At 55.5% G+C, this 11,668-nt stretch carries 14 protein-coding genes and 2 pseudogenes; 7 read left to right on the top strand and 9 right to left on the bottom strand.

Features of this window, described 5'->3' with window-relative positions; genetic code table 11:
- Window positions 1-50 precede the first annotated feature (50 nt).
- The 3 genes from AU14_RS14785 to moaA all read left to right on the top strand — a co-directional run bounded on the left by AU14_RS14785 (window position 51) and on the right by moaA (window position 2,615).
- A complete protein-coding gene (locus AU14_RS14785) occupies window positions 51-1,226 on the top strand; it encodes an NnrS family protein (RefSeq protein ID WP_052472071.1) in 1,176 nt (391 codons plus the stop codon).
- Window positions 1,227-1,340: 114 nt separating this feature from the next.
- Window positions 1,341-1,598 carry a MoaD/ThiS family protein gene (locus AU14_RS14780; protein WP_041342004.1) on the top strand — a complete coding sequence of 86 codons (258 nt, stop codon included), beginning with the start codon at window positions 1,341-1,343 and terminating at the stop codon, window positions 1,596-1,598.
- A 9-nt stretch (window positions 1,599-1,607) separates the two neighbouring features.
- Entirely contained in the window at window positions 1,608-2,615 is a 1,008-nt protein-coding gene (moaA, locus tag AU14_RS14775) for a GTP 3',8-cyclase MoaA (RefSeq protein WP_041342001.1), read from the top strand.
- A gap of 34 nt (window positions 2,616-2,649) precedes the next feature.
- On the opposite strand, the gene AU14_RS14770 is transcribed toward moaA, so the two are convergent.
- The 8 genes from AU14_RS14770 to AU14_RS14735 form a co-directional block, all read right to left on the bottom strand.
- Window positions 2,650-3,051, bottom strand: a complete 402-nt coding sequence (locus tag AU14_RS14770) for a ribonucleotide reductase subunit alpha (protein WP_179944725.1) — start codon at window positions 3,049-3,051, stop codon at window positions 2,650-2,652.
- On the bottom strand, window positions 3,044-3,472 hold the full coding sequence (locus AU14_RS14765) for a putative zinc-binding protein (protein ID WP_041341996.1): 429 nt from the start codon (window positions 3,470-3,472) through the stop codon (window positions 3,044-3,046). The genes AU14_RS14770 and AU14_RS14765 overlap by 8 nt, the downstream gene beginning before the upstream one ends.
- 12 nt (window positions 3,473-3,484) lie before the next feature.
- The gene (locus AU14_RS14760; protein WP_236744119.1) at window positions 3,485-4,219 is read right to left on the bottom strand and encodes a Crp/Fnr family transcriptional regulator; all 735 of its coding nucleotides are present in this window, start codon (window positions 4,217-4,219) and stop codon (window positions 3,485-3,487) included.
- Window positions 4,200-5,462 (bottom strand): molybdopterin molybdotransferase MoeA, encoded by a 1,263-nt coding sequence (locus tag AU14_RS14755; protein ID WP_052472070.1) that lies wholly within the window; start codon window positions 5,460-5,462, stop codon window positions 4,200-4,202. Before AU14_RS14755 ends, AU14_RS14760 begins: the two co-directional genes overlap by 20 nt.
- Window positions 5,462-6,025: a molybdenum cofactor biosynthesis protein B gene (moaB, locus tag AU14_RS14750; protein ID WP_041341990.1), complete on the bottom strand. Its 564-nt coding sequence runs from the start codon at window positions 6,023-6,025 to the stop codon at window positions 5,462-5,464. The genes AU14_RS14755 and moaB overlap by 1 nt, the downstream gene beginning before the upstream one ends.
- A 216-nt stretch (window positions 6,026-6,241) precedes the next feature.
- A complete protein-coding gene (locus tag AU14_RS14745) occupies window positions 6,242-6,514 on the bottom strand; it encodes a SirB2 family protein (RefSeq protein WP_330217914.1) in 273 nt (90 codons plus the stop codon).
- Between the two features lie 78 nt (window positions 6,515-6,592).
- The gene (locus AU14_RS14740) at window positions 6,593-7,030 is read right to left on the bottom strand and encodes an RrF2 family transcriptional regulator (protein ID WP_041341987.1); all 438 of its coding nucleotides are present in this window, start codon (window positions 7,028-7,030) and stop codon (window positions 6,593-6,595) included.
- A gap of 23 nt (window positions 7,031-7,053) precedes the next feature.
- On the bottom strand, window positions 7,054-7,407 hold the full coding sequence (locus tag AU14_RS14735) for a YbaN family protein (protein ID WP_236744118.1): 354 nt from the start codon (window positions 7,405-7,407) through the stop codon (window positions 7,054-7,056).
- A gap of 462 nt (window positions 7,408-7,869) precedes the next feature.
- On the opposite strand from AU14_RS14735, the pseudogene AU14_RS22020 reads away from it, so the two are divergent.
- The 4 genes and pseudogenes from AU14_RS22020 to AU14_RS14720 form a co-directional block, all read left to right on the top strand.
- Window positions 7,870-8,459: pseudogene (locus AU14_RS22020) on the top strand (nitric-oxide reductase large subunit); the annotation flags it as partial.
- A complete protein-coding gene (locus tag AU14_RS22980) occupies window positions 8,433-9,227 on the top strand; it encodes a cbb3-type cytochrome c oxidase subunit I (protein ID WP_269079060.1) in 795 nt (264 codons plus the stop codon). The pseudogene AU14_RS22020 and the gene AU14_RS22980, both read left to right, overlap by 27 nt.
- Window positions 9,228-9,289: 62 nt before the next feature.
- Window positions 9,290-10,063 carry a cbb3-type cytochrome c oxidase subunit I gene (locus AU14_RS22975; protein ID WP_330217913.1) on the top strand — a complete coding sequence of 258 codons (774 nt, stop codon included), beginning with the start codon at window positions 9,290-9,292 and terminating at the stop codon, window positions 10,061-10,063.
- Window positions 10,064-10,217: 154 nt separating this feature from the next.
- A complete protein-coding gene (locus AU14_RS14720) occupies window positions 10,218-10,700 on the top strand; it encodes a hemerythrin domain-containing protein (RefSeq protein ID WP_201773483.1) in 483 nt (160 codons plus the stop codon).
- 130 nt (window positions 10,701-10,830) lie between these two features.
- On the opposite strand, the pseudogene AU14_RS22010 reads toward AU14_RS14720, so the two are convergent.
- Window positions 10,831-11,297 (bottom strand): annotated as a pseudogene (locus AU14_RS22010) (peptidylprolyl isomerase).
- Window positions 11,298-11,668: the final 371 nt, after the last annotated feature.

Here is an 11,668-nt window from a genome sequence, read left to right as displayed (position 1 = left end):
TCATATAAGGGCTAGCTTAGTTCGACCGCTTAGCATTCTGGAGCCCTTCCATGCACTCAAACGCCGACGTCCTTCCTGACCTGTCTTTTGCTCAGTTATTTGATTATCCCTTCCGGATCTTCTTTTTTTCGCTGGCGATTATGGCTGTCGTCGAGGTGCCCTTATGGGTTGGCGTTGTCACAGGCGCGATTGATCTTCCGCTCGCACTCCCGGGCTTGTTCTGGCATCAACATGAGATGCTATTCGGCTTATTGTCGGCCGCGATTGCGGGCTTTCTATTGACGGCCGTCTGCGTCTGGACCAATACCGAACGGTTACACGGTGCCCAGTTACTCGGACTCTGGTCAGTCTGGCTCGTTGGCAGACTGATGTTGGCGACTGGTGCGAATCTGCCTGATTGGCTTGTAACCGTTGTTAACCTCGCTTTTATACCTCTGGTCATGTTCGACGCGGGCCGGCGTATTTGGACAGCGCGTCAGCACCGACAATGGGTAATACTCGCCGTTCTCGCATTATTGTGGTCCATGCAACTAGGGTTTCTTCTCACCAATGGGCGGATGTTCATCGTCGGCGGACTGGTGATAGCGATGGCATTGTCCGGAATTATTGGGGGGCGAATCACTCCGGCATTTTCCCGGAGCTGGCTCAAGCAAACAGGACGTAACAGTTCAGCTGTGCGCATTGTTCCCATTCTAGACACACTCAGTCTGGTGAGCATGCTGGCTCTCTTGGCCTTCTTGTTTACCCGCTACGAGACGCTGAGCGGCCTACTGTCAATGCTGGCGGCCATCCTAATGCTCGTCCGAATCATCGGCTGGAAAGGCTGGTTGGTAGCCAGCAATCCGCTGTTGTGGATCCTTCACCTTTCTCTTTTGTGGATACCAGTTGCCCTGGCTTTATTATCTGGCCACTTGCTGCTCGACTGGCCCGCTGGTGCCTGGTTGCATGCGGCCGGCCTCGGGGTCATCGGCGGTCTTGTGCTCGGAGTCATCTCCCGAGTAGCACTGGGGCATACCGGCCGGGCGCTGTTGTTGCCGGTCGGCATGGTGCTCGCATTCGCTTGCGTGCACCTGGCCGCGATCACCCGGGTATCCGCCACGTTCGGCCTCATCGATTGGACGGTTGGCCTGCGGTTGGCTGCTGCCTTGTGGGTGTTGGCATTTGCCCTCTTTCTGTTTCGTTATGCAGGCATTTTGATGCGGCCGAGAGTCGATGGTTTGCGGTGACGAGTTATCAACAACCTTCACCAAATAACCACGCTGGTACCCCAACGGGGGTATCGGCCCAGTGCTCATCGCTTGCAACAATGGACCCTGCCTCTTTTCACAATTGATTCCGCTATGAACCACTCAATTACTATTCGATTCTTCGCCCAGTTAAGGGAGCTTTCCGGCACGGAAGTGCTTGCCTACGACGTGCCCGCCGATGGTGTCCTGATTTCCGAAGTGCTCTCAACTCTGCGCTCACGGCCAGAGCTTTGGCGGGTTTTCGACGACGTTCGTCTGATGATGGCCGTCAACCACTCAATGGTACGTGAAGGCCATCGAGTCGTACCGGGCGATGAGCTTGCTTTATTCCCTCCGGTCACTGGTGGTTAAGGAGATCTAATGTCCCACTACTCCACTTCCGTTCAGCCTCTTAGAGACCGGTTTGGCCGTACCATCGACTATGTCCGTTTATCGGTGACCGATCGATGTGATTTTCGTTGCGTTTACTGCATGGCCGAAGACATGACATTTCTACCGCGCCAGCAGGTGTTAACGCTTGAGGAAATTGCCCGCCTGGCGAGGACTTTCCAGAGCCTGGGAACCCAGAAAATTCGCCTCACTGGCGGAGAACCGCTGGTGCGCAGAGACATCCTCGAACTGGTCGAGGAGATAGGCAGCATGGGTTTACGGGACTTTGGCATAACCACCAATGGCAACCAGTTATCCACCCTGGCCGACCCCCTGCGTAGGGCTGGTCTCAAGCGGCTCAATATCAGCCTGGACACTCTGGATAGTCAGCGGTTCAAGCAAATTACCCGCACAGGGCACCTCAAAAATGTGCTGGCAGGAATCGATGCGGCGAGCGAAGCAGGCTTTGAGGGTATCAAGCTGAACGTCGTCATCATGAGAGGCCGCAACGATGACGAGATTCTGGATCTGGTTGAATTTGCCCGTCGCAAACAGGTGGACATCAGTTTTATTGAGGAAATGCCGCTAGGTACGATCACCGAGCACGATCGCAGCGAAAGCTTTTTCAGCAGTGACAGGGTTCGTGAGCAGATAACGTCTCGCCACGATCTCTTCCCAACCATGGACAACTCGGGCGGACCCGCACGCTATTTCCGAATGTCCGATAGCCCGATCCGTGTCGGCTTTATCTCACCGCATTCACATAATTTTTGTGCCACCTGCAATCGCGTCCGCGTCACTGTCGAGGGGCGTCTGCTTCTGTGTCTCGGCAATGAGCACTCAGTAGACCTGAGGCGGGTGCTTCGAGCTTATCCAGAGAGTAATGACAAACTCCGTGAGACCATCATTAAAGCCATGGAGCTGAAGCCGGAGCGCCATTACTTTGATACTCAAGGTGATGTGCAGATTTTGCGCTTTATGAATATGACCGGGGGCTAAGACCGCTGTCTCGCCCCACATTTGTTACCAGCTTTCAGCCAATCATCAATAGCTCACCGGTGCGGGAAAACGGCAGATAGTTCGCCACCTTTCCCAGACGAATGGTCTCTACCATCATCTGCATTGGTTGCTGGGCTTCATCGGCCGTTGGTGACTGCCCAGCACGTCCTGACAGCGCCGCCACAAATACAACATCCCAGTGATGACCAGTTGACTGTGATTCTTCTACCAGGCTGTCAAACGACCGTGCCTCATCAACCAGCTTGTCGACGCACACAACAGGTGTTAACGCGCCGCCCACGCCGCTTTCAAAGCGTTGTTTTTCCTCGCTCGAAGCATCATCGGGTAATTCGGCCTCGCAGAACACAAACAGAAACCGCTGAGGTTCCGATTGGGTATCAGCAGCTTCAACTAGGTCTCGATAACTCTCAATCATCATGCGTTCTCTCTTTAATGGGCGCTACGGACTTCTGTTCAACGTCGTCTGAGAGCTGGCCCCTCAGAACAAGCTGACAAACGGCGTCAACTGTTTCGGCATCGTAGCTTTGACCGTAATGCTTCTTGAATCCGTAGTCGTACAAGCGAATATGGCGTCGGGGCCGCACACCGATATTTTCCAGACACGCTCTGGCACATTGCAGGGGACATCCGTCAATAACGGTGATAGGCCGACCGGATTGAGCCGTCTTGACCAGGGGTTTGATTTTTCCGCCTACTCCGGAGATGCAGGACATCTCAAAACAACCGGCATGATCAAGCTTCACTGCCGCGTTATTTGCCAGTTGAGCGACATCGGAACAACCTGAGCAGGCGTAAATCAGAGGCAGGTTTTTACGGGTGACGTTCGTATTTTCCATTGCTGTGGACCTCTAGCAGCCAAACTGCTTGAGTCGATAGACATCAGGTACTCTCAGGCGAGCACCGGTAACACGAACCAGTCCATTGTTTTTGAGCTCATTCAGTTGCCGCGAGAAGGTCTCTGGTTGCATGGCCAGGCGTGAAGCAATGAGGCATTTCGGCAATGGCAGTTCGATCTCGGTGTCGCCCTGGGCGCCCTCGGGTAACAGATCAAGGAGGTAGCGGATGAGTCGATCGCGGGCACTTTGAACCGTCATGATTTCCAGATCGTGGAACCGTGAGACCGCGCGGGCGGCGTAATGCGCAAGTGCTTTTTCGGCATAATCCGGATGAGCCTTGATCAATGCTCGGTAGGCCTGAATCGGAATACTTAAAATCACGCTTCTTTTCAGTGATTCTGCATAACAGGCGTACCGAGCAGGATTGGCATAGATCATGACTTCGGCGACGCAATCCCCGGCAGCCACACTGTCAAGCGTCCGCTCGAGACCTGAGTAGTCCAGCCGGTAAAGTCTTAATCGACCTGACACCACAAAATAGAAATGCTGGGCTTCGGTATCCTGGCGGTAGAGCAACTCATGGTTGTCCATGTCGATCCGCCGAATTCGCTGGCACAGCGCACGGAAATCGTCGCTGCTGAGCTCACTGAACAAGGGATGATGGCGTAGGCTGGAAAGCCACGCAGGCCCGTCATCGATCTCTGGATCCGCAAACTGCGGGATACCATCAGTAATAGAACTGGTCACGATGGACAAAGCCATAGTCCAGGCCCTCAGTAATGGGTTGATGTGGTGGAATTATCAGGTAGCCATCGGCCCTGCTTGCCACGCTCAACACGCCGGAACTCTGGGAACCCGCCAGGTCAGCCTTGAGAGATCCTTCACCGTTCCTGAGCACCACCCGAAGATATTCCTGTCGCGGGTTGGTTCGGGCGCGGCTGAAGCCCGCTGGCACATGCAGCGGCTGGACCTGTCGGTTTCTCCCACCCATCAACTGGCGAACAAAGTCCGCCGCCAAAACCTCAAACGTCACCAGTGCAGCTGCTGGATTGCCCGGCAAGCCCAAAAAAGGAGTCTGACCAATGCGCCCGAACGCAAACGGCTTCCCGGGTTTTATGGCAATGCCCCAGAGATGAAGACTTCCCAACACCTCAACCGCTGCCCGAACATGATCCTCATCGCCAACGGAGACGCCACCAGTGGTAATCACAAGGTCATGCGACTCGGCCGCTTGGGCAAGTGCCTCACGCGTAGCACTCAGCGTATCCGCAACCAAACCGATCTGGGTCACCTGACAACCCAAGCGCTCCAAGGCACCACGCAATGCAAATGAATTGATGTCATAGATCTGGCCAGGGCCGAGGGGCTGGCCAGGTTTCGCCAGTTCATCGCCGGTAGTAACAACAGCTACACGTAACGGCACAAACGTTTCTACTTTTGGAATGCCCTGGCTTGCCAGAAGACCAATTTCAGCGGCCTCAAGGCGAGTACCGGCCGCCAGTAGCAGAGTGCCCGCCTGGATGTCCTCGCCGGCACGCCGGATGTTTTGACCCAGTTTCGGGACCACCTGTAATTCGATCCGACCATCGGCTAACAGATTCACCTGTTCCTGCGGAATAACCGTATCCACACCTGCGGGGATTGGCGCGCCGGTAAAAATCCTTACCGCCGTTCGCTTTTCATGGGCTGCGGGAAAGACGCCAGCTGGCACTCGCTGAGCGACTGAAAGAACTCGATTTTCCGGCAAGTCCTCAAGACTTAATCCATATCCGTCCATGGCGCTGTTGTCATGGGGAGGGACAGTCTGAGCTGCGTAGAGGTCGCGAGCCAGGATACGCCCCTGGCAATGGGCCAACAGGACCTGCTGCCGGCCCACCAGGATTCTGGCCATGTCAGCCAGCGCACTCTTTGCGTCTTCCACCGACATCAACTGCTTTACCTTTTCGCTTGCCTGTCGTGGACGCTCGATATCACAGATACACTCACTCATTACGCGACTCCTGACAGTGTCCGGGTGGAGCAGGCCGCATCAGGCACAGTGATAAGCTGATCAACGAAATTGCAGGGCCGATGACGAATGTCCAACTGGGGCCCGATGATTTCGTCCCAGGCTAGCGCACAGGCTCTGGGCGCTCCGGGCATGGCGCAAATCAGTGTGCGGTTGGCCAGACCGGCGACCGCGCGCGACTGAATGGTCGACGTGCCGATGCTAGCCAACGACAGATGGCGAAAGAGCTCGCCGTAACCTTCAACGGTTTTATCAAACAAAGGCATCAAGGCTTCGGGCGTGCTGTCGCGACTGGAAAAGCCCGTGCCACCGGTAACCAGGATCACCGGCACCTGAGCGCTGGCGATCCAACGGGACACCACGGCGCGAATGGCGTAGACGTTGTCTTTCACCAGCACCCGCTCGCTTAATTGATGCCCGGCCCCGATGAGACGCTGCTGAAGAGTGTCACCTGACTGATCGTTGTCCAATGATCGGGTGTCGGATACGGTCAGTACTGCAATATCCAGGGGCTGGAAAGGCGCGTCGGCCGAGGCGTGTGACATGGGTAAATCCTCGCGGAAACAGGTTTTTACTGATGTCGATTTTACGAGGAGTAGGAGCGCTGATCGCTCCCCCAGAGGGGGTATTCGGCTGGATGGAAAGGGGTATTACCGGGGCAGGCTAGAAAGGTTTATGAATCGCCAGATGAAAAATCGCCATGATCTGCACCAGCGCCAGGACCGAGGCAATCAGCCTTACCTGCAGGCTGCAGGTTTCCTTTATGGCGAAGGCGCCAGCACAATGTAGCCAACCAAAAGTAGAATCTTCGCCGTCAGCCATCCGTGCACAAAGGGCATCCAGGGGGTCACGACTAGCAGGCTGATGGCCGCGACCAACAACACCGTATCATTGGCATGGGGAATCCAGCGCAGTGGCGTCGTGCGCCAGCGGGGCTTGCCCACTGCATCCAGCAAAAGCCGTAGGGAAAACAGAGCCACTGTTAAGTAGGCAGCTGTCATGTGCACACTTTTCAGAACCAGGTAACTGCTCATGAACGAATCTTCCAAATTATGACTGATTCCGACTCAGTCGATTCACAATGACGAAACTACCGACTGATCGCTCACACACTATGAAATCTGCAGTATCCGCAGCAGCTGAGTGCGATGGGCACGGGGAATGACATCCTCAAGGGTGTACTGGTCCAGAGTTTTAAGAAACGCGTCCATCGCTTCGCCAAACATGCCGCGCAGACCACAGACCGGGGATATCTTGCAGGCATCCTTTGTTGCAAAGCACTCCACGATGTTCAGATCTTCTTCCGTTTCCCGGACCAGAATCCCAATATTGATGTCGCGAGGCGCCATCTGCAAACGCATACCCCCGTTTTTCCCCCTGACGGTCTCAATGTAGCCCTTTCGATTGAGCTGGTGAACGATCTTCATCAGATGGTTCTTCGAGATATCATAACTCTCCGCAATTTCCTTGATTGTAGACAGTCGATCACCCTGAACCGCAAGGTAGATCAGTACGCGGAGAGAGAAATCCGTATAACGAGTGATGTGCATTCATACTCCAGTCATTCACGAAGTCACAAGGCTGGCCGGGTGACCAGGTAAGATGCAATGCCTGCGAACAACAAACCTGTAATCGCCAAGACTGCGACAGACATCCCTAACACCATCAAAATGGCCCAGCTGATCACCATGGTGATGCATGCCAGCACTTTGGCGTGGGTTGGTACGGCTCTTCCTGTGCGCCACCGCTCAATCATCGGACCAAACTTTGGGTGGTGTTCAAGCCATTGAGCGAACCCGGGCGACCCTTTGCTGGCAAAAAATGCAGCCAGCAAGACAAAAGGCGTGGTCGGCAATAGCGGCAATATCACTCCTGCCGCAGCGATGATCACGGAAAGATAGGCCAGAGCAATAAATACAATTCTCACCCAAATGATCTCCCCAAAGTCCATCTTAAAACAGGCGATGGCCGCATCGTTGCTTTCCTTCCTCAGTGCATCGGCCTACCCAGTCGGCCAAGAAAAACCAGTCGGGCCACGTAGGAAATTTTGATACTAATCGCAAATAGCAATGTCCCAATGTGAGCAAGAACCAGCCAGCCTAAGTTCAGTTGGTCAGCGAAAGGGTAAGCCAGTAACGCCGTAGCCAATAGCCCCATAACCGATAAAAACAAAACCGAATTCGCATAAGCAAGGAATTTTTCCATGAAAATCTCAGAACATTTATTTGTAATAGATCTTTAAGGTAAAGCTAGGAAGAACACCCGTCAAGTTCAAATTCTCATAGAACTAGAAATAGAAAGACCTAAGGTTTTTTGCTTCATTTCCACTTTACTCTCTCCAAATTTAAGAAGTACTATTAATACATCTTTAAACGATGGAGAGCTGGCTATGGCCAAATACCGACGCCTATGGTTTCTACTAATCGGCATCGTGGGGATTACCTTCACATTGCTAGGATATTTTGGTGCAGAGGTTTACCGCGAAGCACCGCCAATTCCGGACAGGGTAGTAACTGCCGATGGCAGCCTGCTTATGACGGAAGAAAGCATTCTTGACGGCCAGACGGCCTGGCAATCCGTCGGTGGCATGCAGCTTGGCTCCATTTGGGGGCACGGGGCTTACCAGGCGCCGGATTGGACCGCTGACTGGCTGCACCGGGAACTGCAATCCTGGCTGGAGCTTGCTGCACAGGAGGAATACGGGCAGGACTGGCACAGCCTCAGCGGCCAGCAACAAAATGCCCTGCAATACGACCTGAAAACTGAGTACCGCAACAATACCTACGAGGCGGCCACCGGAACCCTGCATCTATCCGAGCGCAGAGCGGCGGCCATTGCCCAAACAGCTGATTACTACAGTCGGCTGTTCAGCGATGCGCCAGAACTGCAGTCTACCCGCGAAAACTACGCCATGAAGGAGAACACTCTTCCCAGCGCCGTGCGCCGCGGCAGATGACTGAGTTCTTCTTCTGGACTGCCTGGGCTGCCGCCACCGAGCGCCCTGACAGCGACGTTACTTACACCAATAACTGGCCCCATGAGCCATTGATCGACAACAAACCGAGCGCGGAGAACGTGGTCTGGTCGTTAATCAGTGTGGTCCTGCTAATCGCCGGGGTGGGTGGTCTGATCTGGGCCTGGGCCTTCCTGCGCAAAGAGGACGAGGAGCCGGAAGCACCGCTCAAGGACCCACTCGGTGCCGTTGGACTCACGCCTTCCCAGAAAGCACTGGGGAAATACCTGCTGTTGGTAGTCGGCCTGTTCACCGTTCAGGTTATGCTTGGTGGCGCCACCGCTCACTACACGGTGGAAGGCCAGAGCTTTTACGGCATCAACACTTCTGAGTGGTTCCCCTACTCACTACTGCGCACCTGGCATATTCAGGCCGCCATGTTCTGGATCGCCACCGGCTTCTTGGCCGCTGGCCTGTTCCTTGCCCCCATCATCAATGGTGGAAAGGATCCGAAATTCCAGAAACTGGGCGTCGATGTTTTGTTCTGGGCGTTAGTGGCTGTCGTCGCTGGTTCGTTCATCGGCAACTTCCTGGCAATCGCGCAAATCATGCCCGCGAACCTGAGCTTCATGCTGGGTCATCAAGGATACGAGTACGTAGACCTAGGCCGCCTCTGGCAGATTGGCAAATTCCTGGGCATCGTGTTCTGGCTGGTGCTGATGCTGCGCGGCATTGTTCCTGCCCTGCGCCAGCCCGGTGACAAAAACCTGCTGGCTCTCCTGACGGCTCGGTAGTCGCCATCGGTCTTTTCTATGGCGCGGGCTTCTTCTATGGCGAGCGCACCCACATTTCCATCATGGAATACTGGCGCTGGTGGATTGTTCACCTTTGGGTGGAAGGGTTTTTCGAGGTGTTCGCCACCGCTGCCCTCGCATTCATTTTCTGCAGTATGGGCCTGGTTTCCCGCACCGTGGCGACTTCAGCCAGCCTGGCATCCGCCAGTCTGTTCATGCTCGGCGGTGTGCCGGGCACTTTCCATCACCTGTATTTCTCCGGCACCACCACTCCGGTGATGGCGGTGGGTGCAACCTTCAGCGCTCTGGAAGTGGTACCGCTGGTCGTTCTCGGTTACGAAGCATGGGAAAACTGGCGCCTGAAGTCCCGCGCACCCTGGATGGAAAACATTCGCTGGCCGCTGACTTTCTTCGTGGCGGTTGCCTTCTGGAACATGCTGGGTGCGGGCGTGCTCGGGTTCATGATTAACCCACCAATCGCCCTGTATTACATCCAGGGCCTGAACACCACACCCACCCATGCCCACGCAGCCCTGTTCGGTGTCTATGGCTTCCTGGCCCTGGGCTTCGCGCTGATGATCCTGCGCTACATCCGCCCCCGCATTGTCTTCGACGAGCGCCTGATGAAGGTCGGCTTCTGGTGGCTGAACATTGGCCTGGTTCTGATGCTGTTCACCAGCCTGCTGCCTGTCGGGATCATCCAGTTTGTCGCCAGCGCTAGCGAGGGCTTGTGGTACGCGCGCAGCGAAGCCTTTATGCAGAGCGATATCCTGCAAACCCTGCGCTGGGTCAGAACCGTCGGCGACGTGGTGTTTATTGTCGGCGCCTGGCGGTGACTGGCAGGTGGTGAAGGGGGTGTTCTTCCAGGATCTGAAGCCGGCCTCCTTCGAAACAGACGAGCAAGGCGCAGTCAGTGAGCTGAACGCTTGATTCAGCGGAGAACGGGCCAGGGACGGCCCCTCTCTGCAACACCCACCAAGGAGCACTGTCATGACAATGACTGAATCTATGACCCAGGCATCCAATGAAGAGCTGATCGAACATATCCTTACTCGTTACCACGACACCCACCGAGAGCAGTTACCAGAACTGATCCAGCTTTCCGAACGGGTGGAACGGGTTCACGGTGGTCATACCGACTGCCCGGCGGGGCTGTCAGCCCACCTGACCCAAATGGCCGATGAATTGGAGAACCATATGGCCAAGGAGGAGAAGATCCTGTTCCCGATGATTACACGTGGCATGATTGCCATGGCTGGCGGGCCTGTATCCGTGATGCGACATGAACACGATGACCACGGCGCCGCGCTGGAGGAACTGGAACGCCTCACGAATGGTCTGACCCTGCCTGAAGGCGCGTGCGGGAGTTGGCAGCGTCTCTACCAGGGGCTCTCGGCATTTCGTGACGACCTGAAAGCCCACATACAGACAGAGAACGAACTGTTGTTCAGCCGCATCGACGGCAGGTGTTGAGAGAACGTGTCCCAAGCCAAACTTCGCAAATTGATGCTAAGGGCGAAAGGTGGTGCAAAACAGCCTTAGGGATAGCGGTCGGCGGAAGAAGAGTTTCGTCCGCCGACCACTGCCGTCTTGGATCGGTCCATTACTGCATTAAGGGCGAGTCCGGCAGCTCCAGGTCGACCCCTGTCACCCCGGTTTCCGCCGCCAATACTTGCAAGTACTGGCGGAAAGCGCGGCGAGTCACACTCTCACTCAGATACTGCCGTATCTGGGGTTTGACGTGCTCGTAAGGCAGCTGTTTCCCTTCAATTCGTTGATCAACGTAGACAATGTGCCAGCCATACCGGGTTTCGATCAGTTCCGGATGCAATCCTTCCTGGAGTGACAGCACCGGGCGCTCGAACTCGTCGACGGTCTGGCCTTTGCTGATCTGCCAAGACTGCCCGCCTGGTGGCGGGATTCGCAGGCTGAATACTGCTTGGCCAGCGCGCCGAATTGCGCGCGGCCATCCAGCAGCGATGACAACAGTTGACGGCTCGCTTCTTCCTGGCGAAGACGCTCTTCGACATCGTCCGGCGCCGCCGCCAACAGAATGTGACTGACGGCCATCAACGTCGGGCTGCAGAACCGTCCCGGATTGGCCCGATAAAAGCGCTCGCAATCCTGCTCGGTCAGGTCGGGAACATCCAGCTCCCGCTCCAACAACGCCGCAATACGGTCCTCTTCATCGGCCATGCTCTCAAGCCCCAGGCGGGCGGCCTGCTGCAGGAGGATTTCACGAATCGCCAGACTTTTTGCCGCCTCATGCCAAGCCTCGACAGCCTCTTCCGCAGGATGATGCTGCATTTCCCGGGCGATCGCGTCTGCGTCAATCAGGGTGTCACCGACGTAAACCGGCGGGAACTGGTTTCTAGGCTTTTCTGCATCGCCTACAGGAATCAGTTGCATGACTATTCTCCTTTAATGCGCCTCGTCCGCGC

Source organism: Marinobacter similis (assembly GCF_000830985.1).
Lineage (GTDB): Bacteria > Pseudomonadota > Gammaproteobacteria > Pseudomonadales > Oleiphilaceae > Marinobacter > Marinobacter similis.
This window is presented reverse-complemented; position numbering and strand designations above follow the sequence as displayed.